The sequence below is a fragment of the Rhizobium sp. P1_C7 genome (assembly GCF_056406295.1).
The window spans coordinates 196,900-222,083 of record NZ_JBFUAL010000008.1 but is presented as its reverse complement, the minus strand read 5'-3'; the positions used below and the strand labels follow the sequence as shown (position 1 = coordinate 222,083).

28 protein-coding genes are annotated in these 25,184 nt (G+C 60.9%); 14 read left to right on the top strand and 14 right to left on the bottom strand.

Annotated elements, in window-relative coordinates:
• The first annotated feature begins 140 nt into the window (after nucleotides 1–140).
• From AC1D2R_RS15100 to AC1D2R_RS15070, 7 genes are all read left to right on the top strand, one after another.
• Complete coding sequence (locus tag AC1D2R_RS15100) at nucleotides 141–1,451, top strand: ABC transporter substrate-binding protein (protein WP_477968076.1); 1,311 nt, start codon at nucleotides 141–143, stop codon at nucleotides 1,449–1,451.
• Nucleotides 1,452–1,584: 133 nt separating this feature from the next.
• Nucleotides 1,585–2,457: a carbohydrate ABC transporter permease gene (locus AC1D2R_RS15095; protein ID WP_477968075.1), complete on the top strand. Its 873-nt coding sequence runs from the start codon at nucleotides 1,585–1,587 to the stop codon at nucleotides 2,455–2,457.
• A 1-nt stretch (nucleotide 2,458) separates the two neighbouring features.
• Entirely contained in the window at nucleotides 2,459–3,289 is an 831-nt protein-coding gene (locus tag AC1D2R_RS15090) for a carbohydrate ABC transporter permease (RefSeq protein ID WP_477968074.1), read from the top strand.
• Between the two features lie 18 nt (nucleotides 3,290–3,307).
• Complete coding sequence (locus AC1D2R_RS15085) at nucleotides 3,308–4,306, top strand: ABC transporter ATP-binding protein (protein ID WP_477968073.1); 999 nt, start codon at nucleotides 3,308–3,310, stop codon at nucleotides 4,304–4,306.
• Nucleotides 4,307–4,429: 123 nt separating this feature from the next.
• A complete protein-coding gene (locus AC1D2R_RS15080) occupies nucleotides 4,430–5,911 on the top strand; it encodes a mannitol dehydrogenase family protein (protein WP_477968072.1) in 1,482 nt (493 codons plus the stop codon).
• An 86-nt stretch (nucleotides 5,912–5,997) separates the two neighbouring features.
• A complete protein-coding gene (locus AC1D2R_RS15075; RefSeq protein ID WP_477968071.1) occupies nucleotides 5,998–6,687 on the top strand; it encodes an HAD family hydrolase in 690 nt (229 codons plus the stop codon).
• Nucleotides 6,687–8,270, top strand: coding sequence for an FGGY-family carbohydrate kinase (locus AC1D2R_RS15070; RefSeq protein WP_477968070.1), 1,584 nt, complete (start codon nucleotides 6,687–6,689; stop codon nucleotides 8,268–8,270). Before AC1D2R_RS15075 ends, AC1D2R_RS15070 begins: the two co-directional genes overlap by 1 nt.
• A gap of 20 nt (nucleotides 8,271–8,290) precedes the next feature.
• Here the strand turns inward: AC1D2R_RS15070 and AC1D2R_RS15065 are convergent, their stop codons facing one another.
• The 4 genes from AC1D2R_RS15065 to AC1D2R_RS15050 form a co-directional block, all read right to left on the bottom strand.
• Nucleotides 8,291–8,686: a DUF1801 domain-containing protein gene (locus tag AC1D2R_RS15065; RefSeq protein ID WP_477968069.1), complete on the bottom strand. Its 396-nt coding sequence runs from the start codon at nucleotides 8,684–8,686 to the stop codon at nucleotides 8,291–8,293.
• 148 nt (nucleotides 8,687–8,834) lie between these two features.
• Entirely contained in the window at nucleotides 8,835–9,245 is a 411-nt protein-coding gene (locus AC1D2R_RS15060) for an SRPBCC family protein (RefSeq protein ID WP_477968068.1), read from the bottom strand.
• Complete coding sequence (locus tag AC1D2R_RS15055; protein WP_477968067.1) at nucleotides 9,242–9,565, bottom strand: ArsR/SmtB family transcription factor; 324 nt, start codon at nucleotides 9,563–9,565, stop codon at nucleotides 9,242–9,244. Before AC1D2R_RS15055 ends, AC1D2R_RS15060 begins: the two co-directional genes overlap by 4 nt.
• Before the next feature lie 175 nt (nucleotides 9,566–9,740).
• Nucleotides 9,741–10,595 (bottom strand): MurR/RpiR family transcriptional regulator, encoded by an 855-nt coding sequence (locus AC1D2R_RS15050; RefSeq protein WP_477968066.1) that lies wholly within the window; start codon nucleotides 10,593–10,595, stop codon nucleotides 9,741–9,743.
• 228 nt (nucleotides 10,596–10,823) lie between these two features.
• Here AC1D2R_RS15050 and AC1D2R_RS15045 point away from each other — a divergent pair, with 228 nt between their 5' ends.
• Entirely contained in the window at nucleotides 10,824–11,537 is a 714-nt protein-coding gene (locus AC1D2R_RS15045; RefSeq protein ID WP_477968065.1) for a sulfate transporter family protein, read from the top strand.
• A gap of 3 nt (nucleotides 11,538–11,540) precedes the next feature.
• On the opposite strand, the gene AC1D2R_RS15040 is transcribed toward AC1D2R_RS15045, so the two are convergent.
• On the bottom strand, nucleotides 11,541–11,966 hold the full coding sequence (locus AC1D2R_RS15040) for a VOC family protein (RefSeq protein ID WP_477968064.1): 426 nt from the start codon (nucleotides 11,964–11,966) through the stop codon (nucleotides 11,541–11,543).
• Between the two features lie 85 nt (nucleotides 11,967–12,051).
• Here AC1D2R_RS15040 and AC1D2R_RS15035 point away from each other — a divergent pair, with 85 nt between their 5' ends.
• Nucleotides 12,052–12,630, top strand: coding sequence for a TetR/AcrR family transcriptional regulator (locus AC1D2R_RS15035; RefSeq protein WP_477968063.1), 579 nt, complete (start codon nucleotides 12,052–12,054; stop codon nucleotides 12,628–12,630).
• On the opposite strand, the gene nth is transcribed toward AC1D2R_RS15035, so the two are convergent.
• Nucleotides 12,595–13,401: an endonuclease III gene (nth, locus tag AC1D2R_RS15030; RefSeq protein ID WP_477968062.1), complete on the bottom strand. Its 807-nt coding sequence runs from the start codon at nucleotides 13,399–13,401 to the stop codon at nucleotides 12,595–12,597. The two genes, AC1D2R_RS15035 and nth, sit on opposite strands and share 36 nt — an antisense overlap.
• Between nth and AC1D2R_RS15025 the strand changes: the two genes are divergently transcribed.
• Together AC1D2R_RS15025 and AC1D2R_RS15020 are read left to right on the top strand one after the other, a co-directional pair.
• The gene (locus AC1D2R_RS15025) at nucleotides 13,400–13,897 is read left to right on the top strand and encodes a DUF2244 domain-containing protein (RefSeq protein WP_477968133.1); all 498 of its coding nucleotides are present in this window, start codon (nucleotides 13,400–13,402) and stop codon (nucleotides 13,895–13,897) included. The genes nth and AC1D2R_RS15025 overlap by 2 nt on opposite strands.
• A gap of 80 nt (nucleotides 13,898–13,977) precedes the next feature.
• Entirely contained in the window at nucleotides 13,978–14,850 is an 873-nt protein-coding gene (locus AC1D2R_RS15020; RefSeq protein ID WP_477968061.1) for a methylated-DNA--[protein]-cysteine S-methyltransferase, read from the top strand.
• Between the two features lie 109 nt (nucleotides 14,851–14,959).
• Here AC1D2R_RS15020 and AC1D2R_RS15015 read toward each other — a convergent pair whose 3' ends face one another.
• Nucleotides 14,960–15,172 (bottom strand): hypothetical protein, encoded by a 213-nt coding sequence (locus AC1D2R_RS15015; protein ID WP_477968060.1) that lies wholly within the window; start codon nucleotides 15,170–15,172, stop codon nucleotides 14,960–14,962.
• A gap of 171 nt (nucleotides 15,173–15,343) precedes the next feature.
• Nucleotides 15,344–16,327 (bottom strand): sugar-binding transcriptional regulator, encoded by a 984-nt coding sequence (locus tag AC1D2R_RS15010; RefSeq protein WP_477968059.1) that lies wholly within the window; start codon nucleotides 16,325–16,327, stop codon nucleotides 15,344–15,346.
• Between the two features lie 393 nt (nucleotides 16,328–16,720).
• On the opposite strand from AC1D2R_RS15010, the gene tal reads away from it, so the two are divergent.
• Entirely contained in the window at nucleotides 16,721–17,686 is a 966-nt protein-coding gene (gene tal, locus AC1D2R_RS15005; protein ID WP_477968058.1) for a transaldolase, read from the top strand.
• 288 nt (nucleotides 17,687–17,974) lie between these two features.
• On the opposite strand, the gene AC1D2R_RS15000 is transcribed toward tal, so the two are convergent.
• Nucleotides 17,975–18,811, bottom strand: coding sequence for an amidohydrolase family protein (locus tag AC1D2R_RS15000; RefSeq protein ID WP_477968057.1), 837 nt, complete (start codon nucleotides 18,809–18,811; stop codon nucleotides 17,975–17,977).
• 187 nt (nucleotides 18,812–18,998) lie between these two features.
• Between AC1D2R_RS15000 and AC1D2R_RS14995 the strand changes: the two genes are divergently transcribed.
• Together AC1D2R_RS14995 and AC1D2R_RS14990 are read left to right on the top strand one after the other, a co-directional pair.
• On the top strand, nucleotides 18,999–19,730 hold the full coding sequence (locus AC1D2R_RS14995; RefSeq protein WP_477968056.1) for an SDR family oxidoreductase: 732 nt from the start codon (nucleotides 18,999–19,001) through the stop codon (nucleotides 19,728–19,730).
• Between the two features lie 64 nt (nucleotides 19,731–19,794).
• Nucleotides 19,795–20,469 (top strand): DUF1345 domain-containing protein, encoded by a 675-nt coding sequence (locus AC1D2R_RS14990; RefSeq protein WP_477968055.1) that lies wholly within the window; start codon nucleotides 19,795–19,797, stop codon nucleotides 20,467–20,469.
• Between the two features lie 36 nt (nucleotides 20,470–20,505).
• Here the strand turns inward: AC1D2R_RS14990 and AC1D2R_RS14985 are convergent, their stop codons facing one another.
• The 5 genes from AC1D2R_RS14985 to AC1D2R_RS14965 form a co-directional block, all read right to left on the bottom strand.
• A complete protein-coding gene (locus AC1D2R_RS14985) occupies nucleotides 20,506–20,679 on the bottom strand; it encodes a DUF1328 domain-containing protein (RefSeq protein WP_477968054.1) in 174 nt (57 codons plus the stop codon).
• A 189-nt stretch (nucleotides 20,680–20,868) separates the two neighbouring features.
• On the bottom strand, nucleotides 20,869–22,296 hold the full coding sequence (locus AC1D2R_RS14980; protein ID WP_477968053.1) for a gamma-aminobutyraldehyde dehydrogenase: 1,428 nt from the start codon (nucleotides 22,294–22,296) through the stop codon (nucleotides 20,869–20,871).
• A gap of 76 nt (nucleotides 22,297–22,372) precedes the next feature.
• The gene (locus AC1D2R_RS14975; RefSeq protein ID WP_477968052.1) at nucleotides 22,373–23,188 is read right to left on the bottom strand and encodes an ABC transporter permease; all 816 of its coding nucleotides are present in this window, start codon (nucleotides 23,186–23,188) and stop codon (nucleotides 22,373–22,375) included.
• The gene (locus AC1D2R_RS14970; RefSeq protein WP_477968051.1) at nucleotides 23,178–24,146 is read right to left on the bottom strand and encodes an ABC transporter permease; all 969 of its coding nucleotides are present in this window, start codon (nucleotides 24,144–24,146) and stop codon (nucleotides 23,178–23,180) included. The genes AC1D2R_RS14975 and AC1D2R_RS14970 overlap by 11 nt, the downstream gene beginning before the upstream one ends.
• Nucleotides 24,143–25,129 carry an ABC transporter ATP-binding protein gene (locus AC1D2R_RS14965; protein WP_477968050.1) on the bottom strand — a complete coding sequence of 329 codons (987 nt, stop codon included), beginning with the start codon at nucleotides 25,127–25,129 and terminating at the stop codon, nucleotides 24,143–24,145. The genes AC1D2R_RS14970 and AC1D2R_RS14965 overlap by 4 nt, the downstream gene beginning before the upstream one ends.
• Nucleotides 25,130–25,184: the final 55 nt, after the last annotated feature.

Genomic DNA, 25,184 nt, shown 5'->3' with positions numbered 1-25,184 from the left:
AATATTTTTCAGTAAAATCATATAGATGGCTCTCTCCTTCGCTGTTGCAGCAACGAATGGTGATTGACATTCTTTGCTTCGCGGTGAGTAATTGCCCATGAGCAAAGCGAATGCTCGCACTCATCTTCTGGGAGGAAGATATGACATTGAGAACTTTCCTGCTGGGCGCATGCTCGGCACTGGCGTTTGCCGGCATGGCTTCGGCCGAAACGCTGACGATCGCGACCGTGAACAACGGTGACATGATCCGGATGCAGAAGCTGACGGATGACTTCAAAACGAAGAATCCAGGTATCGACCTCGAGTGGGTTACCCTCGAAGAAAACGTCCTGCGCCAGAAGGTTACAACCGACATCGCGACCAAGGGCGGTCAGTACGATGTTCTGACGATCGGTACGTATGAAGTACCGATCTGGGCCAAACAGGGTTGGCTCCTGCCGCTCGACAACCTGGGCAAGGACTACGACACCGACGACCTGCTGCCGGCAATTCGCAGCGGTCTTACCGCCGACGGCAAGCTCTATGCGGCGCCGTTCTACGGCGAAAGCTCGATGGTCATGTACCGTAAGGACCTGTTCGAAGCCGCCGGCCTGAAGATGCCCGACGCTCCGACCTGGGATTTCATCGCGGAAGCCGCGAAGAAGATCACCAACAAGGACAAGGAAATCTACGGCATCTGCCTGCGCGGCAAGGCCGGCTGGGGCGAGAACATGGCTTTCCTGACGGCTATGTCGAACTCCTTCGGCGCACGCTGGTTCGATGAACAGTGGAAGCCGCAGTTCGATCAGCCGGAGTGGAAGGACACGCTGAGCTTCTACGTCGACCTGATGAAGGAAGCCGGACCTCCGGGCGCTTCTTCCAACGGCTTCAACGAAAACCTGGCGCTCTTCCAGACCGGCAAGTGCGGCATGTGGATCGATGCGACCGTTGCTGCGTCCTTTGTCAGCAACCCGAAGGAATCCACCGTGGCCGACAAGGTCGGCTTCGCGCTGGCTCCGGACAAGGGCCTCGGCAAGCGTGGCAATTGGCTCTGGGCCTGGAACCTTGCCATCCCCGCAGGTTCGCAGAAGGTCGAAGCGGCTGAGAAGTTCGTCGCCTGGGCAACGAGCAAGGACTACACCAACCTCGTCGCAGAGAAGGAAGGGTGGCTGAATGCACCTCCCGGTACTCGCTCTTCGCTCTATGCGAATGCCGACTACCAGAAGGCAGCACCATTCGCGAAGATGACGCTCGACAGCATCAACGCGGCTGACCCGACGAAGCCGACCGTAAAGCCGGTCCCCTATGTCGGCGTCCAGTTCGTGGCGATCCCGGAATTCCAGGGTATCGGCACGGCCGTCGGCCAGCAGTTTTCCGCAGCACTCGCCGGCCAGGTATCGGTCGACCAGGCTCTGCAGAGTGCCCAGCAGCTGACTACCCGCGAAATGACCAAGGCTGGTTACATCAAATAATAACCTCCTGAGAACGGTGGGAGCGTTGACCTCCCGCCCCTCTAGGCCGCCGGATGCCCGAATTGCGTCGGCGGCCCTTTTTACATAGCTGCCCAGCAGCCGTTCGCCCCTCCAGACATGATCGGTCGTCGCCATGGCAACGTTACATACCCGCTCCGCAGCCCGGCTGATGATAGCACCCTCCGTCGTGCTTCTCTTCCTGTGGATGATCGTCCCGCTTGTGATGACGATCTATTTCTCACTTCTGAACTACAACCTGCTCAGCCCGGGAATGGAGAGCTTTGTCGGCTTTCTGAACTACAAGTACTTCCTTACCGATCCGGCTTTCTTCGCAGCGCTGCTCAATACGCTGCTGCTGGTGCTCGGCGTGCTTCTGATCACTGTCGTCGGCGGCATCCTGTTCGCGCTGCTGCTTGACCAGGACATTTACGGTCAGGGGATCGTTCGCATCCTGGTGATCGCGCCCTTCTTCGTCATGCCGACGGTTGCGGCGCTGGTCTGGAAGAACATGTTCATGAACCCGGTGAACGGGCTCTTCGCCCATCTTGCCAAGGCGGTTGGTCTGCAGCCCTATGACTGGCTGGCGAACGCGCCGCTGTTCTCGATCATCCTGATCGTCGCCTGGCAGTGGTTGCCCTTCGCGACCCTCATCATGCTGACGGCGTTGCAGTCGCTCGACGAAGAGCAGAAGGAAGCCGCCGAAATGGACGGCGCCGGCGCGATCTCGAAGTTCATCTACATCATTCTGCCGCACATGGCGCGCGCGATCACGGTGGTAATCCTGATCCAGACGATCTTCCTGCTTTCCGTCTTTGCCGAAATCCTGGTCACCACCAATGGCGGCCCCGGCACGCAGAGCACGAACCTTACCTACCTCGTCTATGCACAAGCTCTGCTGCAGTTCGATATCGGCGGCGCTTCGGCGGGGGGTATCGTTGCGGTCATCCTTGCCAATATCGTCGCTATCTTCCTTGTCCGCCTTGTCGGCAAGAATCTGGAGGCTTGAGATGGCTAGAAAAGTCACCACTCGGCGCAAGGTCGTCATGACCGCGATCGCCTGGTCGATCGGCATCCTGATCTTCTTCCCGATCCTGTGGACGTTCCTGACGAGCTTCAAGACGGAGGCCGACGCGATCGCCTCTCCGCCGCAGTTCCTCTTCTTCCATTGGACTACGGAGAACTACGCCGAGGTGCAATCTCGGTCGAACTATCTGAACCACTTCATGAACTCCGTGATCATCTCGTTCGGTTCGACGCTGATCGGACTGATCATTGCGATCCCGGCCGCCTGGGCCATGGCGTTTTCGCCGACCAAGCGGACCAAGGATGTGCTGATGTGGATGCTGTCGACGAAGATGATGCCGCCGGTCGGCGCGCTCATTCCGATCTACCTGATGTTCCGCAACACGGGTCTCCTCGACAGCCGCCTCGGCCTGGTGATCATCCTGACGCTGATCAACCTGCCGATCATTGTGTGGATGCTCTACACCTACTTCAAGGAAATCCCCGGCGAGATCCTCGAGGCGGCGCGTATGGACGGTGCATCGCTCGCCAAGGAAATCATCTACGTGCTGACACCGATGGCTGTGCCGGGCATTGCCTCGACGCTGCTTCTCAACATCATCCTGGCCTGGAACGAAGCCTTCTGGACGCTGAACCTCACTGCTTCCAAGGCCGCGCCGCTGACGGCGTTCATCGCTTCCTATTCCAGCCCCGAGGGCCTGTTCTATGCCAAGCTCTCGGCGGCCTCCACAATGGCGATCGCTCCGATCCTGATCCTGGGCTGGTTCAGCCAGAAACAACTCGTCCGCGGCCTGACCTTCGGCGCGGTGAAATAAGACTTAAGGGAGAGAAACATGGGCAGCATTACCCTTCAGAAGGTTTCGAAGGTCTTCGGCGAAGCCAAGGTCATCCCTTCGATCGACCTCGAGATCAAGGACGGCGAGTTCGTCGTCTTCGTCGGGCCTTCGGGCTGCGGAAAGTCCACACTGCTGAGGCTGATCGCCGGGCTTGAGGACGTCACCGGCGGTAATATCGTTATCGACGGTAAGAATGCGACGGAGACCATTCCCTCCGAGCGTGGCCTTGCCATGGTGTTCCAGTCCTATGCGCTCTACCCGCATATGAGTGTGCGCAACAACATCGCGTTCCCGTTGAAGATGGCCGGTATGAACAAGGCCGAGATCGACCGCAAGGTTGCGGATGCCGCCCGCGTACTGAACCTCACCGACTATCTGGAGCGCAAGCCGCGCCAGCTCTCTGGCGGTCAGCGCCAGCGCGTCGCCATCGGACGTGCCATCGTGCGGCAGCCGTCGGCCTTCCTGTTCGACGAACCCTTGTCTAACCTCGATGCAGCGCTTCGCGTCAACATGCGCCTCGAGATCAGCGAACTTCACCAGCAGCTTAAGACGACGATGATCTACGTCACCCACGACCAGGTGGAAGCCATGACCATGGCCGACAAGATCGTGGTGCTGAACCGCGGCAACATCGAGCAGGTCGGCTCGCCACTGGAACTCTATAGCAGGCCGCGCAATCTCTTTGTCGCCGGCTTCATCGGCTCACCGAAGATGAATTTCATCATCGGACAGAACGCTGCCGCGCATAACGCCCATACGATCGGCGTTCGCCCCGAACACATGCAGCTTTCGACCGAAAGCGGCGAGTGGAAGGGTAAGGTCATTGTTGCCGAGCACCTCGGCTCCGACACTTTCCTGCACGTCGATGTCGCCGGCATCGGCCAGATGACGGCACGCGGCGACGGCAATTTCCCGGCAAGGGCGGGCGATACCGTCTACCTGACCCCGGACAAGTCGCGCATTCACAGGTTTGGCGAAGGCGGCCTCGCCATCTGAGGGCCGGTTGCCGGGTTGGGGACGACAGCGCGCGCCGGACAAGGTGCCCGGCGTGCGATACCGGGATCGTCAATGATCCCCGGGGTCAGCCGTGATCCCGAAGACCTTCAAGAGGACTGAGACATGACGTGCAAACTATCGCTGGCAACGCTTTCCGAAGCGGCAAAGACCGCCGCTGTACCGGCCTATGAGCGGGCGTCGCTGAAGGCAGGCATCGTGCACTTCGGCGTGGGGAATTTCCATCGCGCCCACCAGGCGGTCTATCTCGACGACCTTTTCAACGAAGGTCAGGATCACGACTGGGCAATCATAGGTGCAGGCATGCTGCCCTCCGACGCGGCCATGCGCGACAAGCTCGCCGCGCAGGATTTCCTGACGACTGTCGTCGAGCAGGACAACAACAAGACGGCAGCGCGCGTCACCGGGCCAATGACCGACATCCTGCCGGTCGGCGATTGCAAGGCGATCATCGCCAAACTCACCGATCCGGATATCCGCATCGTGTCGATGACGATCACCGAGGGGGGCTATTTCGTCGATGCTTCAGGCAAGTTCAATCCGGCCCACCCGGCGATCGCCGCGGATGGCGACAATCCGTCCGAGCCGAAGACGGTGTTCGGCCTTATCGTGGCCGGGCTGAAGGCGCGCAGGGACAAGGGCCTTGTCCCATTCACCGTCATGTCCTGCGACAACATCCCCCACAACGGCAGCGTCACCTCGAATGCCGTCGTCGGCACCGCCAAGCTGTCGGACCCGGTTTTCGCCGATTGGATCAAGGCGAACGTGGCCTTTCCGAATGCGATGGTGGATCGCATCACGCCGGCGACTGGCCAGCGCGAAATCGATCTGTTGAAGGATGCCTTCGATATCGACGACAACTGGCCGGTCTATTGCGAAGAGTTCAAGCAATGGGTGCTGGAGGACAAGTTCACCGCCGGTCGCCCGGCGCTGGAAAAGGTAGGCGTGACCTTCGTTCCAGATGTGACGCCATACGAGCATATGAAGATTCGCATCCTCAACGGCGGTCACGCGGCGATCGCCTATCCGGCGGCGCTGATGGACATTCATTTCGTGCACGATGCGATGATGGATCCGCTGATCCGTGCGTTCCTGGCCAAGCTCGAGAAGGATGAGATCATTCCGATCGTGCCGCCGGTTCCCAACACTTCGCTGGCGGACTACTTTGCCCTTATCGAACATCGCCTGCTCAATCCCAAGATCGCCGACACGATCCCGCGTCTGGCGCAGGACGGATCGAACCGTCAGCCGAAGTTCATCCTGCCCTCGACGGTGGACAACCTGCGTCAGGGGCGCGATGTCATCGGCCTTTCGTTGGTGTCGGCGCTATGGTGCCGCTATTTCGCGGGAAAGACCGACAGCGGCGCAGAGATCGCTTTCAACGACGCCAGTGCGGACCGGCTGCATGCAGCCGCTCTGAAGGCCGAGGACGATCCGATGGCCTTTCTCGCCTTCGACGACATCTTCGGCGAGGTGTCGACATCCGACCTGTTCCGCAAACGCTTCGCGCATGCACTGAAAACCTTGTGGGAAAAGGGCACGCGCGAAACGCTGCAACTCTATCTCGACAACAAGCTCGCGGTGTAAGGATTGGATGGCGGCATTCCTTGCAGCCGTCCGGCCCACCCTTGGTGAGGCTGGTTCTTTCGCACCAAACTCCGATTGGGTCTGCCATGGCTGACGCTGAAACACGGCTGGTTATTTTCGATTGCGACGGCGTGTTGGTCGATAGCGAGCCGATTTCCGTCAGCGTGCTCGTGAAGGCGATGAACGATCTCGGTGTGCCGATCACCGAGGCGGAGGTCTATGGCCGTTTCCTCGGGCGAAGTCTCGCGACAGTCATCGACACGATGAAGAACGAGTACAACGTTCATCCCGGCCAGGAATTCCTCGATCAGATCCGAACGGATCTCTATGCCCGCTTCCGAAACGAGCTGAAGCCGATCGAGGGGATTGCCGCGACGATCGACGGGATCGGCATCCCGTGCTGCGTCGCGTCGTCCAGCCAGGTGGAACGTATCCGCCTGTCGCTGACTGTGACCGGCCTGATCGACCGGCTGCCTGATATTTTCAGCGCCACGATGGTCAAGAACGGCAAGCCGGCACCGGACCTTTTCCTGCATGCGGCGCGCGAAATGAATGTCGAACCGGCCAACTGCCTGGTCATCGAAGACAGTCCCGCCGGGATCGAAGCAGCCAAGGCGGCCGGCATGACGGTCTTTGCCTTCACCGGCGGCTCGCACGCCAATTTTGCAGGCTATCGCGCTGAACTTGACCGGCTTTCCCCCGATGCCGTGTTTGACGCGATGCCGGATTTGATACACCTTGTCCTAAAACATAAGCAGGACGGGATGCACCTTTAATGCCGAAGCATGTGGTCGCGGTCGATATCGGCACGGGCAGTGCGCGCGCAGGCGTGTTCGACGCTGATGGCCATCTGTTGGGCAAGGCCGAACACCCCATCATCATGAACCGCCCGCGGGAGAACCACGCGGAACACGATTCCGAGGATATCTGGTCGGCCGTCTGCATCGCGGTACGCAAGGCGATGGAGCAGTCGGGTGCAGCGCCCGAGTCTGTCGGCGCGGTCGGGTTCGATGCCACCTGCTCACTCGTGGTTCGAGACATCGAGGGTGGCCAGATCAGCGTTTCGACAGGGGGCGAGCGGCGTTTCGATACGATCGTCTGGCTCGATCACCGGGGTCTCAAGGAAGCCGATTTCTGTACCGCCACGAAGCATCCCGTGTTGGAGCATTCGGGGCATTTCATGTCGCCGGAAATGGAAATGCCGAAGCTGATGTGGCTGAAGACGAAGCTGCCCGGCACGTGGATGAACACCGGCTATCTCTTCGATCTCGCGGATTTCCTGACCTGGAAAGCAACGGGCGCGCTTGCGCGCTCGCGCTGCACGCTGACGGCAAAGTGGAACTATCTCGCGCACATGGAAAAGGGGTGGCAGCCGGATTTCCTTGAGCAGATCGGACTTGCCGATCTGCAAGAGCGCGGGCGGCTGCCCGACGCTACGGTGCCGGTCGGCGACAGTGTGGGGACGCTGACGCAGGAGGCAGCCTCGGCGCTTGGCCTGACGATCGCCTGCCACGTGTCAGCAGGGATGATCGATGCCTATGCCGGCGCACTCGGCACGCTTGGCGGCGATGCGCACGACCCGCGCATGCTGGAGCGCCAACTGGCGCTCATTGCCGGCACGTCGAGCTGCATCGTGTCCTTTTCACGCGAGCGAAAGCCAAGCCACGGCATGTGGGGGCCATACTACGAAGCGGTATTGCCCGACTCCTGGCTGGTCGAGGCCGGCCAGTCGGCAACCGGCGCGCTGCTCGATCATATGGTCCGCATGCATGCGGCGGGTGGCGAGCCGACCGCCGCGCTGCATCAGAAAATCGTCTCCCGCATTGCGCAGCTTCGCGCCGAGGAAGGGGACGAGTTCGGCGCCCGCATCTTCGTGCTGCCCGATTTTCACGGCAACCGCTCGCCGCTTGCCGACCCGCATGCGGTGGGCGCCATCAGCGGGCTGACGCTCGATACGTCCTTCGACGGGCTCTGTGCGCTCTACTGGCGCACGGCCGTTGCGATCGCGCTCGGCGTTCGCCACATCCTCGAGCAGATGAAGGAATACGGCTATGTCCCCGATACGCTTCATGTCGCAGGCGGTCATGTGAAGAACCCCGTCCTGATGGAGCTCTACTCGGACGCGACGGGCTGCAAGGTGGTGGTTCCGAAAATGAACGAGGCCGTTCTGCTCGGCACGGCAATGGCCGCATCAGTCGCGTGCGGCCATCACAAGGATCTAGCTGTCGCGGGCATGGCGATGTATCCGGGCGGAGATGTGCGGGTGCCGGATGAGGGCAAGCGCGCGGTCTACGATCGGGATTACCGCCGGCTTCTGGCAATGTACCGCCACCGTGCCGAACTCGAGGCAATGGAGTGAGCGCACGCGCGGTCCGTCGATCAGCGAGCCTTTGAACTGTTCAGGTCTGCGGCGGCGCTTATGAGCGCCTTAAGGGCATCCTCATCTATCTCGTCATCCTCATGGATATCGATAGCGCGTCTGGTGTTGCCTTCGAGGCTGGAGTTGAACAGTCCCTTGGGATCCTTGAGCGAAGCGCCCTTGGCGAAGGTCAGCTTCACGGCGGCCTTGTAAGTCTCGCCGGTGCAGATCATGCCATCGTGATACCAAACCGGAACGCCTCTCCACTTCCACTCCTCGACCACCTCGGGGACAGCCTGTTTGATGAGAGTGCGGACGTGGGAGAGCGTTTTGCCTCTCCAATCGTCCAGCTCCCTGATTCTGGCATCGATCAGCCGAGAAGGGGATTGTGCGTTGCTGGTTTCACTCTTCTTCATCTTGCTTGCACCTCTTTTGGCGGCCTTTGCATCCTGGTACCCATCACGCATCATCCGCGCCCGCCCGAGTGAGGCCGGCATTCGTCTTCGCATTCTTTCTAAAATCCACTCTATGAACGGGCCAAGGCTTGATGTGTGCCGGCAAACTTCAATCCATCCGCGCCAAGACCTGATCCAGATTTGCAAAGAACTGCGGCCACCCGGCCTTGGCGCCCTTGTAGGCCTGCTGCTGATCCGGCCGGAAGCCTGACTGCTCCATGCGCAGATGTGTCCCGGTGCTCGTCGGGGTAAGTGTCCAGGTGACGACGCTCTCAAGACCATTGGCCGCCCATGTGTAAGACAGCGTCTTGTTCGGCTCTACGGCCATGACCTGGCAATTGACGGCGCCCCAATCTGCGCGAAGGTTGAAACTGTGGGCTACGACGGGCTTGAAATCGTTCTTCATAAGCCACTCCTCGATCAGGTGGGGTTGGGTGAGCGCGCGCCAGATTTTCTCAGGCGGAAAAGCTACCTCCCGTTCTACGACGACGGAAAGTGTTTCGGTCGCGGTGTCGGTCATTGGTCCATCCTTTTGAGTAGGTCTTCCAGGTCGTCGAACCGGCTCTGCCAGAATCCCGCCATCTGGCTTGTCCAGTCGATCAGCGGGCCAAGAGCGCCGAGCTGCGCGCTGTAGTGCGTGTTGCGGCCTTCGTGGCGGTCGCGCACCAAGCCTGCCTGCTTCAGGACCCCGAGATGCTTCGAGACGACCGGTTGCGAGACACCGGCCCGAGCCGTCAGAGCCCCGACTGTCTTCTCTCCTTCGCGGCAAAGCCGTTCGAAGAGCGCCCTCCGAGTCGGATCAGCGAGCGTTTTGAAGAGCACGTCGTGAGCGTCCGTCATCCTGCATGCATTCCCCGCTGGCTATTGATTTTCGTATAACCGAGAAGGTATGAAACTGTCAAGACGGGGAATCGGTAGCCCGTTCTGGACGAGTGAGGCTTGATTATATACCATGTTGGCTATGAATCATGCGCTGCCGTCCGCGATCCTTCGGGGTGACACGCTTAGTGCTGCCTCAGCCGCCGATGCCTTCGCCGAGCATGACGCCGAATTCGGACATCCGCCGGGTGCGCAGCGTCGCCTCGTCCCCCGCGGCGGCGACGGCGGCCGTGGACAGACAGTCGAGCAGAGCCATCAATGGTGGCAGGTTGTCGACATCGCCCGCTCGGGGGGCGGGCAAAGGAAGGATGAGATTGGCCTGGTCCGGCATCCAGTTTGTGCTCTGGGCCGTTATCAATATGACCTTGTATCCATAGCGTCTTGCGGTGCGCGCCAGCAGGCGCGCCTTGCTGAAACGGCGGCTGTCGATGATGACCAGCAATGCTTCGTTACCGTTCAGCCGTGCGAAGAGCTCGGCGAAACGGCTGCCTGTGCCGTTCAACGGATGGACGCCGTCGCGAGCATGGGTCAATTGCTGGCAGAAATGGGCGGCAAAACCCGAAAGAGCCGCGTGCGTCGCAACAAAGATCTCGCGGGCCGCTCCGATCATCGAAACGGCGTCGCTCCACTGTGGCTGGCCGGTCAGATGATAGATGTGATGCAAGCCCTGGATCTGTTCCGACACCAGAACGGCAAGCGGCTTGCCGTCCGACGCATCGCTCTGCAGTTCGGTCATCGCTGCCTGCATCTGCGTTGCCGAAACGGCGGAGGTTTCGCGGATCTGAAACTTGACGCTGTCGAGACCCTGGTAGCCGAGAGCCCGCAGAAAGCGCCCGACTGTCATCGGGCTCAGATCCAACCGGTCGGCCACGGAGGCTGCCGTTTCGAACGGCAGGTCGCTCAGATGTTCGGTGAAATATTTTGCAATGCGCCGCTCGGCCGGCGTGCCGGACTTCGCATATTGTCGAAGCTTGTGAACAAAGTCTTCCACGGCAGCCGTCCTGATCTTCCCGGAAGCGTTTCTCGGATCCGCGAGGGCAATCCTGCCGTTTGCAACTATTCCGGAAGCTGCGTCTCAGGCTCAAGCAATTTCACATGATAGATGACTATATATTAATATAGGTTTTCCGACAAGATTTGCGTTCATTCTGCCAATTTATTTCAGCCTTGCCGTTCAAACTTCATATTCCTACATGGGCGATACAACCGGAGACGCTAAATGATCTTTCAAGCTGCCCGCCTGTCTGCCGCCAATCTGTTTGCGCCGGAAACGCGTTCGGTCTTCTGGAAAGTACTGGGATTGACGCTGCTCGTCCTGTTCGCACTGTGGCTGGCGTTGCGCAGCGTCTTCCTGTCGGTCGTGTTTCCGTGGATAGCCGGTTTCCTTCCGGCCATGCCGGATTGGGCAGGCTGGCTGGGCTTCGTCCTTGCGATCGGGGCCGGTATCGGGCTTGCGCTCGGGCTGGCGTTGCTGCTCTCGCCGGTCACCGCCCTGATTGCGGGCCTCTTTCTAGACGACGTCGCAGAGGTGGTCGAGAAGCGCAACTACCCCTCGGATCCGCCAGGCACGGCAATGCCCTTGGGGCCCGCCATCGCAAGCTCCCTTAAATTCTTGGGCGTTGTCGTGATCGGCAATATCGCCGCGCTCTTCCTCCTCTTCATTCCTGGCGTCAATCTGATCGCATTCTTCCTCGTGAACGGATACCTGCTAGGGCGCGAGTTTTTCGAGTTCGCGGCCATGCGATTCCGCTCGCCCCAAGAGGCGCGGCTGTTTCGGGCCAAGCACGGCTCGACCGTCTTCCTTGCCGGGTTGGTGATCGCGGCCTTTCTGGCGGTCCCGATCGTCAACCTCCTGACCCCGCTTTTTGCCGCCGGGATGATGGTCCATCTTCACAAGCTGGTCTCGCGGAGCGATCCCGGCTTTCGCGGCTGACTGTCACGCCGGGAGGGCCGAGCCGTCGTACATTGCGGCGTAGTCGGCGCTTGGCGGGATCGGCTTGATGATGTCGATCAGAACCCCGTTCGGGTCGGCGGTTATAAAGTGCCGCTGGCCGAAGGCTTCGTTGCAGATCTTCTTGAGGACGGGCAGTCCGCCGTTGCGGCAGGTCTCATAGACGCTGTCGACATCTTCCACCTCGAAGTTCAACAGTAATCCCGAGACCTTGCCGCGGGCTATGCTCGGGATGGTCTCATGGTTGCCATCGTGAATGGCCAGGTTGACATGTTCGTCATCCCTGGATTGCAGATGGACGTACCAGTCGCTGGTGAACAGGGGCTGGAAGCGGAAATGCCTGCCGTAGAAGGCCGCGGTGCCTTCAACATCGCCTGTCATGATGACGGGGTAATAGCTTGTCGATTTCATCTCTTTCCCTCCGCTTGAAAATTACATACAGTCTGCATGTTTTTGACAGTTAACATACGTACAGTATGTATGTAAAGAGAAAGCCATGAGCCGGAGCAACCGCGAGCGCACGGAACAGACCAGGCAGGCGTTGCTCGATGAGGCGCGGCGGCTTTTTGTCGAACGGGGATACGCAGAGACCGCCACGCCCGATATCGTGGCGGCAGCTGGTGTCACCCGCGGCGCGCTCTACCATCATTTCGAGGACAAGAGGGCGCTCTTTCGAGCTGTGATCGAGCAAGAGGCCGCCGCAGTCGCAGCGGCGATCGAAGCCCGCTCCTCGGGTTCGGGGTCGCCGCGTCAGGCATTGCTCGACGGTGCGAGCGCCTATTTCGGGGCGATGGCGGAAAATGGCCGCACGCAGCTTTTGCTTCTCGAGGCGCCGGCCGTGCTCGGGCCGTTCGAGGCGGGGAGTATCGATCAGGAAAATGCCGAGGCAACGCTACGCCGCGGTCTGGAGCACTATCTGCCTGGTGCCGGACCGGTGCTGGAGCCATTGACCGCTCTGCTGTCGGCTGCCTTCGACCGGGCTGCGATCGCAATAGCCGCCGGCGGGGAGAAGGACCGGTACGAACAGGCGATTGCAGCCTTAATCGACGGCCTCGCCGATCACCTGCGGCGGTAGTTCGACCAGCGGGGCGGGAATGTCGCAGCTCTTGTCCGGCGACCTGCAGATGTCGGCGATGATGCAGCGCTCGCATTCCGGCCGACGGGCCTTGCACGTGTAGCGCCCGTGCAGGATCAGCCAGTGGTGGGCATGGTAGAGGTAGTGCCTGGGGATCACCTTCATCAGGCGTGCCTCCACTTCATCAGGCGTCTTGCCGGGGGCAAGCTTGATGCGGTTGGCGATGCGGAAGATATGGGTATCGACGGCCATCGTCGCCTGGCCGAAGGCCATCGACAGCACGACGTTGGCGGTCTTGCGGCCGACGCCCGGGAGCATCACCAGTTCGTCACGGGTTTGCGGCACGACGCCGCCGAAGACCTCGACCAGCATCTGCGAGAGCGCGATCACGTTTTTCGCCTTGTTGCGGTAGAGCCCAATGGTCTTAATGTAGTTGCGGACCCGCTCCTCGCCGAGGGCCAGCATTTTTTCGGGCGTGTCGGCGGCCTTGAACAGTGCTCGCGTCGCCTTGTTGACGCCGGCATCCGTCGCCTGCGCGGAAAGGGCAACGGCGACGACCAGCGTGAAGGGATTGGAGTGTTCCAGCTCGCCCTTGGGTTCCGGACGCTGAACGGAGAAGCGGCGGAAGATCTCGTCGCGCTCGGCTTCGGAATAGATCGAGCGGACCGTTGCCGGCTTCTTGCGGGGGACGATCACTTTTGAGCTCTGCGACAATGTGGCGGCGGATTTGAGTTTCGGATCGGGCATGGAGAACCTATACTCGTCAGCCATGATGGAAAGCAACGCCGACAGAGCCAACGAACAGCCTGTTTTCGCAGCCGAACTCTTCCCCTACCGGTCGCTGGGCCGCAAGGGTTTCAAGGTGCTTCTGCTGGTGACGGGCGGCGTCTGTCTGATGTACGGCATGTTCTTCGTCGCGACCGGTGCCTGGCCGATCGGCTTCTTCTTCGGGCTGGATTTCCTGCTGCTCTACGGTGCCTTCTGGCTGAACTACCGCTCGGCGCGGGCGCGCGAGGAAGTGACGGTGTCGCGCACCGATATTTCGGTGCGCAAGTTCGCGCCCTCGGGCCGCATGATCGAGCACCATTTCAATCCGTTCTGGACCCGCTTCTTCGTGCGCCGCCATCACGAAATCGGCATCCTGTCGATGCATATATCAGGCGAGGGACGCGGCACCGACGTCGGCTCCTTTCTCAACCCCGATGACCGCGAAAGCTTTGCAAAGGCGTTCAGGGGTGCTCTGGCGACAGTCAAGCAGCGGATCTGATCCTGCACTGACGGCTGGGCAAGAATCGGGTGGTTTGCGGACGGCCACTTGACTATCTCCTTGGTACAAGGAGAAAGATCATGAACATGATAGCCAACCTGAACAACGACATCACTCCGCACGGTCCCGACTACGAGACCGTCCGCCGGGTCATCGAGCTGATTACCGAGGACTACCGCGACCAGCCCTCGCTGGAGACGATTGCCGCGCGACTGAACCAGTCGCCGACGCAGCTTCAGAAGACGTTCACGCGTTGGGCCGGCCTCTCGCCCAAAGCCTTCCTTCAGGCGGTGACGCTCGACCATGCCAAGCGGCTGTTGCGCCAGGAGGAGTTGCCGCTGCTGGAGACATCGATCGAAGTCGGGCTCTCGGGCCCGAGCCGGCTGCACGACCTGTTCGTCACGCATGAAGCGATGTCGCCCGGCGAATGGAAGGCCCGGGGTTGTGGGCTCACCATCCGCTACGGCTTCCATCAATCTCCCTTCGGCGTGGCGCTCGTGATGGTCACCGATCGCGGTCTGGCGGGGCTTGCCTTCAGCGATATCGGCGACGAAGCCGCCTGCCTCGAAGACATGACGTGCCGCTGGCCGAACGCGGCGTATGTCAAGGATCGGCAGGCGACGCTGCCTTATGCCGAGAGGATCTTCGAGCCCGGCAAATGGACGTCCGACCGACCCTTGCGCGTCGTCCTGATCGGTACGGATTTTCAGGTGAGGGTCTGGGAAAGCCTGCTGAAAATCCCATTCGGCAAGGCGGTGAGCTACAGCGACATCGCCAATGACATCGGAAAGCCGACGGCAATGCGCGCAGTCGGTGCCGCGGTCGGCGCAAACCCGATTTCCTTCGTGGTGCCATGCCATCGCGCGCTCGGCAAGAGTGGAGCGCTGACGGGCTATCATTGGGGACTGACGCGCAAGCGGGCGATGCTGGGTTGGGAATCGGCGCACGCGTAGGTGCTGTGTTGGATCTTTTGGCACGCCACAACGGGTCTCGTCCCGCCAGCCGCATTCGCCAGCTTCAGAAGTTAGAAGCGCGGGCAGCCGGTAATGCCGAGATGCTGCCCTACAGTTTCGCGTTCTTTGCCAGTTGCCATTCACCTGTCGCGTCCGGCTCCACCCGCTTGTTGCCGCGATAGAAGATTGGCAGTCCGGTCTTCTTGTCCATCGAGAAGCGGCTCGGCGTAAATTTTTCGTTCTCGCGGCCCTGGACAGCGAGGCCGAGCGCGTCCTTGAACTTACCCGCCTTGCACAGGTTGATGAAGAGGGTCTGATCCATCGTTTGCTCCAGTATCCTTACGCATCCATTGATGCCTGCCAGCGTCAGCGGATCGGGTCAACCATTAATGACAATTCTGAAATCGGCATACTCGACCTCCTCGCGGCGCTTGCTGTCGCTCCGGCACTCCTCTCGGATGGGAGAAGAGGCAGTTGGTGCCTGCCGAAGTTGCTAGGCCGGCTCCGCCAATTCCAGCAATGCCCTGGCCGCACTCTCGTCGGTGATTAGTGTGTTGCAGCCGATGCGCCTGATCGTCGCGCGAATGGCGACGGCGCGGTGGGCGCCGCCAGATGAGAGCACGATGTGCTTTGCCTTCTTCAGGGTATCGAGATCGACCGACATGACGCGGCTGTTGATCGAATGGTCGACCGTGTTGCCGTCCTTGTCGAGGAAGTTGAACATCGTGTCGCAGACGCAGCCCGCGTCGATCAGCTGCTGCAATTCCGCCTTCGAGATCCAACCTTCGGACAGAGAGGTCGAGTGGGGGCCGATGTCGCCGCAGCTGACGATCGCGAGATCCAGTGTTTCGGCAAGCCGGTAGATCGCATCGAGGCCGCACTTCTCGATGAGGTTGCGCTTGGTCTCGACGGAATCGACCAGCAGCGGCGCCAGGAACATATAGCATTCCGCACCGAGCTGATTGGCGAGCCGCCAGGTGTAGTCGATCGGATTGGTCTGGTGGACGGCGACGATGCCGCCGAGCAGGGAGACAATTTTGCAATTGTCGCGGCGTGGCGGGCGGAAACTGGACAGCGACGCCGTCATCGTGCGGCCCCATCCGACGCCGATGGTGTAATTGTCCGGGATGGCCTCGGAGAGGAACTGGCCCAGCGCCAGGCCGACGCCCTTTGCCAGTGCGTTGGCATCGCTGCTTGGCGGCGCCGGCACGACGATTGCCTCGTCGAGGCCATAGGCGCGCTCCAGCTTGACGGAAAGCTCGACGCAATCATCGACGGAATCGTTGATCCAGATCTGAACTTCGCTGCGCTTCATTGCCTCGTCGAGCAGACGGATGACGGTAGTGCGACTGATGCCGAGTTGTTCAGCGACATCCTTCTGGGTCAGACCCTGATTGTAATAGAGCCACGCCGCGCGCAGCCTGAGCGACGAGGCTTCGGAATAAGCCGTATGCGTGCCCCGTTTGAGCTTTACCACATCTCCTCCGAAGCGAATTGCGCCCTAGATCTACTCTGAAGTCAGGACCGGTTGATTGTTCCGCCGATAATGACGGGTGTGACACTTATGTCAATTGAAATGCACAAATGTCCTTGACATATCCGGGTCGGAACAGCGATAGTCTCACCAAGAAGGTGCTCTCGTGCCACGAGGAGGAAATGTGCGGTCATACGGGAAGTCACGACCGGCGTTTGCGCCGTGGGCCGGAAGGTCCGCGCTTGCTCGCTCATCGCGTCCCCGAGGCGAGAACGACAAAGCCGTCCCCGGGCCCCAATTTTGCGTGCAGCAGACGGACTGACCGTCTGTAGATCACCTCTTTTCCGGGGCGGCATTCGCACCGGTTCGCAGCTCAAGTCAAAAGGACTATCGATCATGACATCCAAGCTTGACCAACTCCGCGAGATTACCACGGTCGTTGCCGATACCGGCGACATCGAAGCCGTTGCCCGTCTGAAGCCGGTCGATTGCACGACCAATCCGAGCATCGTCCTCAAGGCACTCGGCACGCCGATGTTTGCCGACGCGATCAAGGAAGCCGTTGCCTGGGGCAAGAAGCAGGGCGGCAATCCGGAAGCGGTATCGTCGGCCGTTGCCGACCGTCTGGCGATCTCCGTCGGCGCCGCTCTCGTGAAGCTCGTCCCGGGTCGCGTCTCGACCGAAGTCGATGCGGATCTCTCCTTCGATACCGAAGCATCGCTGGCCAAGGCGCGGGCCATCATCGCGGCCTACAAGGAGCGAGGCATCGAGAAGGACCGTATTCTCATCAAGCTCGCATCGACCTGGGAAGGCATCCGCGCTGCCGAAGTCCTGCAGAAGGAAGGAATCGACTGCAACTTGACGCTTCTGTTCTCGAAGGCGCAGGCCGTCGCATGCGCAGATGCCAAGGTGTTCCTGATCTCGCCCTTCGTCGGCCGTATTCTCGACTGGTACAAGAAGTCGACCGGCAAGGACTACACGCCCGAGGAAGATCCGGGCGTTGTCTCAGTCCGCGACATCTACAACTACTACAAGGCAAACGATATCAAGACGATTGTCATGGGCGCGTCATTCCGCAGCGCTGGCGAGATCGAGGCGCTGGCCGGTTGCGATCGCCTGACGATCGCGCCGAACCTGCTCGATGAGCTTGCCAACGATCAGGGCAAACTCGAGCGCAAGCTTTCGCCTGAAATCACCAAGCCGGCCGCGAAGATCAAGGTCGACGAGAGGACCTTCCGCTGGATGATGAATGAAGACGCCATGGCGACCGAAAAGCTTGCCGAAGGCATCCGTGCCTTCGCCAAGGACCTCGGCACCCTGCGCACCATGGTTCAAAAGGAACTGCAGCTCGCAGCCGCCTAAGGTTCCCGAGCGTTGAAATGAAGAAAGGGTGGTGCCGATGGCGCCGCCCTTTTTCTTTGCTGATGACCGGTTCGCTGGAATTGGGCGCGAAACCTCCTCCACCCTGCCCGTGCCCCGTGCTTGTCACAGGCATCCAGCTGCGGTGCGTCGGCGCTGTGAATGGCCCCTTCGCAACGCGAGGCAGAACGGTCTCTCGCGGCGCAGACGCGCAGCGGCCGGATTCCCGCCAGAAGGGGCGAGAATGAGGGAGGGACGGGACTGGAGCGGACCATCGCCCGCTCTCACCTCTCAGATTGACCAGATGCGCTTGGCGTTTGCCTGGTAGAGCCTGTCGCGCTCTTCTGCGCTGCAGCCTACCGTCAGCGCATGGGTGGCGGCAACCCAGGGTGTCAGGCCGCCGCCCAGCGTGCAGACCGGCCAGTCGCTGCCCCAGACGACGCGGTCCCAGCCGAAGCTTCCGATCGTGTGCTCGACATAGGGACGCAGGCTCTCCACGGACCAGCTTTCGAGATCGCCATAGGCGACAACGCCGGAGATTTTTGCAGTCACGTTCGGGCGGCGGGCGAATTCGGCAATGCCTTTGCGCCAGATATCACTCATGCCATCCTTGATCGGCGGGTTGGCGCAGTGATCGAGGATGAAACGTACGTCCGGGTTGATGTCGACCAGCCTCATGATGCGCTCGAACTGATGCGGCAGGACGCAGAGATCGAAAGTCATGCGCGTCCCGGAGAGACGCTTGATGTTCTCGCGAAACAGCGGCTGCTCTGATGTGTCGTCGGGGGCGACATGCAGCACGCGGCGAAAACCCTTGACGAAGGGATCGGCGAGCAAGCGCTCCAGGTGGGCGGCAAAGCCATCCTCTTCCGGCCGGCATGCGGCGATTGCGCCGCGCACCAGACTTCCAGGCCCGCAGCTGATCTCCTTGACGTAGGCGGTTTCGTCGTCGATGCGCGCGGGTGCGACGTCGACCTCCATGTGAAAGACATTCGAAATGCCGCAACGGAGCGCATCGCGCGCATAGTCTTCGTAGAGATTGTCGCGGTCGAGCGCGCCGGCACCGGAAAGCCAGGGGTAGTCCAGGTTCTTCCTGTCGACGATGTGCAAGTGTGTATCGAAAAGCATGCGATTCCTCCCATTGATACCGGCTATCATGTCGGGTGCGCTCGACGAGCGTCATAGGGCGGAAGATCGATCGACCTTCTTACCTCGCACTGCAGATTGCGGCGGACAATATGATTGACGGCATTCTGAATATAATGTTTGCATATGAATGGATGCGCCGCAAGCGCTTGAATCGCGAGGAGGAATCATGAGCCACGGTTTGCAGGGCAAGAAGGTGGTCATAACGGCGGCCGGCCAGGGTATCGGTCGCGCCAGTGCCGAGCGCTTCATTTCGCTCGGCGCGCATGTCTATGCGACCGATATCAACGAGGCCACGCTTTCCACGCTCGATGGCGCCGACAAGCATGTCCTGAATGCCCTGGATGGCGACGCAGTGCGTGCCTTCGCGGCGCAGATCGGACCCATCGACGTCCTGTTCAATTGCGCCGGCTTCGTCCATGCCGGGACGATTCTCGAGTGCGAGGAGAAAGACTGGGACTTTTCGTTCAATCTCAACGCCAAGGCAATGTATACGACCTGCCGCACCTTCCTGCCCGGCATGCTGGACAAAGGAAAAGGTTCGATCGTCAACATGGCTTCGGTGGCCTCCAGCGTGAAGGGCGTACCGAACCGCTTCGCCTACAGCGCCTCCAAGGCCGCCGTGATCGGCCTTACCAAATCGATCGCTTCCGATTTCGTCGCCAAAGGTATTCGTGCCAACGCTATCTGCCCCGGTACTGTGGATAGCCCCTCGCTGCACGACCGGCTTCGGGCCACCGGCGACTACGAAAAGGCGCTGAAAGATTTCATTGGCCGCCAGCCGATGGGTCGGATCGCAACTCCGGAAGAGATCGCCGCGCTTGTTACCTACCTCGCCGGAGACGAAGCGGGCTTCACCACCGGCCAGATCCACGTCGTCGACGGTGGCTGGACGGGCTGAGTTCATGTTGCTCTTGCTGGTAGCGAGCTGATATCAAAGGCGATCTCGCACAGCGGAGCAATCGATGGTGGACGATACGAACAGCGCGACAAGCCGCTGGATCCAATTGGCGCGCAAGCACGCGGTATTCATCGTGGCTCTGGTGGCTGGTCTGCTTGTCTTCCTGCTCCTGACGACGCGGGAGTTCAATGCCAGCAATCTCCTTGCGGGGTGGAATGTGGCAGCGGTTGCCTTCGTCGCCATCACCTGGCGGCGAATGCTTCGGGCAAATGTGGACAGCATCAGGAAACGCGCCGAAGACCTCGATTTCTCCGATTCCCTGCTGCTGTCGCTGTCGATCGCGGCGGCACTCGCCAGCATTGCCGGTATCGGGCTCGAACTGCATTCCGTGAAAGAGGCCGCGCCGGGCGAGGCGCTCGCAAGAGCCGGCGCGGCGATCGTCACGATCATGATTTCATGGGTTTTCCTTCACACGCTCTTCACGGTGCACTACGCGCATCGATATTATGGCGGTGAAGACACAGCAGAAGGGCTCAAGTTTCCCGACGCGGTGAGCGAACCCATCTATTGGGACTTTCTCTACTACTCGTTCACGATCGGCGTAGCTTCGCAGACCGCCGACGTGTCGACCACGACAACCACCATGCGAAAGCTGACGCTGCTGCATTCGGTGCTGTCGTTCCTCTTCAACACGACAATCCTGGCGCTGGCGATCAACGTCGGCGCGAGCCTGCTCTAATCCAATCTGGGGCGCGGATGGCGGTCTGTGCGTACGCTATAGAACCGCCTGGCCGGCCATCAGGGCAAGAACCAGGAAGATCACGAAGATCACCAGCGCGATGAAGAAGAGGACGCGCGCAATTGTCGCCGTCGCGGCTGATACGCCTGAGAAGCCCAGGAAGCCGGCTATCAAAGAAACCACGAAAAATATGATTGCCCACTTCAGCATGACATCTTCCTCTGTGTTGAACGTCTATAAAGACGCGGGCCAGCGGAAAATGTTCCATGTCAAAAGACACTGGCGTTGGATTGACGCTGGAAGTCGGGCACATGCGTGCGAGGGATGCCCCGCAGTATCCAGCGGCGGCGCCACGGTTGCCTGCGCGGCGACGCCGGATTTCGAGACGGCAGGCCGACTTCAGCCGTGATTGATCATCACGTGCCGAACCGCCGTGTAGTCTTCCAGTGCGTAAACGGACATGTCCTTGCCGTAGCCGGATTGCTTCAGGCCGCCATGCGGCATTTCGTTGGTGAGCATGAAGTGGGTGTTGATCCAGGTGCAGCCGTATTGCAGGCGGGCAGCGGTCTTCATGCCTCGGCTGATGTCCTTGGTCCAGACTGAGGAGGCGAGGCCGTAGTCGCTGTCATTCGCCCACGTGACGGCATCCTCGACATCGGTGAAACGGGTGACCGACACAACGGGGCCGAAGACCTCGCGGCGGACTATCTCGTCGTCCTGCCTGGCGCCGGCAACGACGGTCGGCGCATAGAAGAAGCCCTTGTCGCCAGAGACCTTGCCGCCGGTGGTGATTTCCATGTGCTTGTGTTCGGAGGCGCGGGCGACGAAACTTTCGACCCGGTCGCGTTGGCGCTTGGAGATCAACGGGCCGATCTCGTTTTCGGTGTCGTCTGCCCGGTTGAACTTGATCGAGGAGACCGCCGAAGAAAGGTCGGCGACGAATTTGTCGTAGACCTTGGCGTCGGCATAGACGCGGCATGCGGCCGTGCAATCCTGGCCGGCATTGTAGTATCCGAAGGTGCGGATGCCTGAGACGACCGCATCAATGTCGGCGTCGTCGAAGACGATGACGGGGGCCTTGCCGCCGAGTTCCAGATGGGTCCGCTTGACGGTCTTGGCAGCTGCCTGCAGCACCTTCTTGCCGGTGGCGACATCGCCTGTTATCGAGAGCATGCCGATCTTCGGGTGGTTGATCAGCGCATTGCCGACGCTCTCGCCGCGACCGAGAATGACGTTGACGACACCCTCCGGCAGGATTTCCGAGAGCAGCTTCGCCATCTTCAACGCCGTCAGCGGGGTCTGCTCCGAGGGCTTGAAGACGACAGTGTTGCCGCCGGCAATCGCAGGCGCCAGCTTCCATGCCATCATCATCAGCGGGTAGTTCCACGGCGCAATCGAACCGACGATGCCGATGGCGTCGCGCCGGATCATCGAGGTATGGCCAGGAAGGTATTCGCCGGCGACAGGGCCGTGCAGGTTGCGGACGGCACCGGCAAAGAAGCGGTAGCAATCGACGATCGCGGGGATTTCGTCATTGAGCACGGCGTTTATCGGCTTGCCGCAATTCAGAGCTTCGAGCGCTGCAAAGCCGGCCGCGTCCTTCTCGATCGCGTCGGCGATCTTCAGGAGATAGCCGGAGCGTTCGCCGGGCGTCGTTTGCGACCAGCTCTTGAAGGCCTTTTCCGCGGCGTCGACGGCGTCGTCGATCTGACCGAGCGAGGCCTCCGGGAGCTTCAGCACCGTCTCGCCCGTCTTCGGGTTCAGGACGAGCTCTTCCGTCTCCGTGCCCGCTTCGAAGCGGGATCCAATCAGCATAGCGGTGTCCATGATGTTCTCCCTTGTCGTTGGTCGAGTGGGATGTGGGCGGAAAACCGCTTCACACTTTTCCGCATCCCGCTCTGGGTTATTTGCCGGCTCCGGCGATCTGGTCGCCTTCGCGCGTGAGGTAGTAGGCTGCCAGGATCGGCAGGAAGGTGACGAGTACAACGACCATGGCGACCACGTTGGTGACTGGGCGCTGGCGCGGGCGGATGAGCTCTTCCAGCATCCATATCGGCAGGGTTGATTGCTGGCCGCCCGTGAAGGTGGTGACGATGACTTCGTCGAAGGAAAGCGCAAAGGCAAGCATACCGCCGGCCAGAAGTGCCGTTCCGATGTTCGGCAGGATGACATGCCGGAAGGTCTGGAAGCCGTCGGCGCCGAGGTCCATCGAGGCTTCGATCAGCGACCCGGAGGTGCGGCGGAAGCGAGCGACGGCGTTGTTATAGACCACCACGACGCAGAAGGTGGCGTGGCCGAGCACGATCGTCCAGACCGAGAACGGAATGTCGAACAGGCTGAAGGCCGAGCGCAGCGCAATACCCGTGATGATGCCTGGGAGCGCGATCGGCAGGATGACGAGCAGCGAAATCGCCTCGCGTCCGAAGAACTTCGTCTGGCTGACCGCAGCCGCGCAAAGCGTGCCGAGCACCAGCGCAATCGTCGTCGCGATGACGGCGACCTGGACCGAGAGCCCGAGTGCCGCCCAGACATCCGGGCGATTCCAGGCGATGGGAAACCACTGCAGCGTCAGGCCCGGTGGCGGCCATTGATAGCTCTTCTCCTCCGTCGTGAAGGCATAGACGAAGATCAGAAGGATCGGCAGGTGCAGGAACAGCAGGCCGCCGGCTGCAGCTGTCTTCAAGAGGAGGGGTGAGCGTTGTCCACGGTCAGAGCGCATCGAAGGCTCCCTGTTTCTTCGCAAGCCAGAGGTAGATGGCCATGATGACGATCGGCACGACTGAGAAGGCTGCGGCGAGCGGCACATTGCCGGCGGTGCCCTGTTGCGCATAGACCGCTTGGCCGATGAAGAGACGCGACGAGCCGATGATCTGCGGGATGATGTAATCGCCCAGCGTCAGCGAGAAGGTGAAGATCGAGCCGGCGACGATGCCAGGCAGCGCCAACGGAAACAGCACGGTTCGGAAGGTCTGGCTTGGTGTAGCGCCGAGATCGGCGGAGGCTTCGATCAAGTTTCCCTGAACGCGTTCCAGCGCTGCCTGCGTCGGCAGGATCATGTAGGGCAGCCAGACATAGACGAAGACGAGGAACGTGCCGATATAGCTCACCGACAGCGAGCTGCCGCCGATCACAGGCAGGCCGAGGACGCCGTCGAGCAGCCAGGTGAGGTGCAGCTTCTCGAAGATCCAGGTAAGAATACCTTCCTTGGCGAGGATCAGCTTCCAGGCGTAGATCTTGACGAGGTAGCTCGACCAGAGCGGCAGCATGATGCCGAGATAGAATAACGCCTTCCATTTTCCCTGGGCGTAGCGTGCCGCATAATAGGCGATCGGGAAGGCGACGACAGCGGAGGCAAGCGTCACGAGCGTGGCCATCAAAACGGTGCGGACGATGATGTCGAAGTTCGTCGGGCTCAGGAGTTGAGCATAAGTGGCCAGCGTGAACTCGTAGTTCACGAGGCCGGAGAAATCGTCGATCGAGAAGAAGCTCTGCAGCAGAAGCGCAATCAGGGAGCCGATGTAGATGATGCCGAGCCAGAGCAGCGGTGGGGTGAGCATCAGGAACAGCAACAGCTTCGGATGCCGCCAGAAGGCGTCCGACAGCCTGCCGAAGAAGCCGCCGCGGCCGGGCAGGATCGAGGTGGCGATGTCGGGTTTCGTGAGTGCGAGGGCTGTCATGCCGCATCGTCCATGTAGTGCACGTCGAGAGGCTGCCAGGCGAGGCGCACGCTGGAGCCGACATCGGGCACCTCGGCGCCGGCAGGCAGCATGACGTGCAGGCGATTGCCTCTGACGGCGACGGTCAGGCGCGTTGCAGCACCGAGGAAGCTTGCGTTCTCGACCCTGGATTCGATGCCGTCGCCGGTGAGCCGGATGGCTTCGGGGCGCAGGCTTGCCCAACGTTTTTCGCCTCCGAGCGAGCCCATCATATCGGGCGCGATCACATTCGAGGAGCCGACGAAATCGGCGACGAAGCGGGTCTTCGGGCGGCGGTAGATATCCTGCGGGGCGCCTTCCTGGACGATGCCGCCATTGTTGAAGACGGCGACACGGTCCGCCATGGAGAGCGCTTCGCCCTGGTCGTGGGTGACGAAGACGAAGGTGATGCCGAGTGCGCGCTGCAGGCTCTTCAGCTCCTCCTGCATCTGTTCGCGCAGCTTCAGATCCAGTGCGCCGAGCGGCTCGTCGAGGAGCAGTACCTTCGGCTTGTTGACCAGGGCGCGGGCAAGCGCCACGCGCTGCCGCTGGCCGCCGGAGAGCTGGCCCGGCTTGCGGGCGCCGTAGCCGGGGAGCTTCACCAGTTCCAGCGCCTGTTCGGCGGCCTTGGTGCGCTCTGCCTTGCCGATACCTCTGACCATCAGTCCGTAGGCGACGTTGTCGAGGATGTTGAGGTGCGGGAAGAGCGCATAGTCCTGGAAGACGGTGTTGACGTTGCGGCGATAGGGCGGAACGCCTTCGGCAGTCTCGCCGAAGATCTGGATATGGCCTGAGGTCGGCTGCTCGAAGCCGGCGATCAGGCGCAGGCATGTCGTCTTGCCGGATCCGGAGGGGCCGAGCATCGCGAAGAATTCGCCGGGCGCGATTTCGAGATCGACGCCGTCGACGGCGCGAACCTGGCCGAAGTGGCGCGAGACCTGTTGGAAACGGACGGCGGGGGTCATTGTGAGGCTCCGGTATTCTCGATTGAGGTTAAGTCCCCTCCCCAGGCCCTCCCCA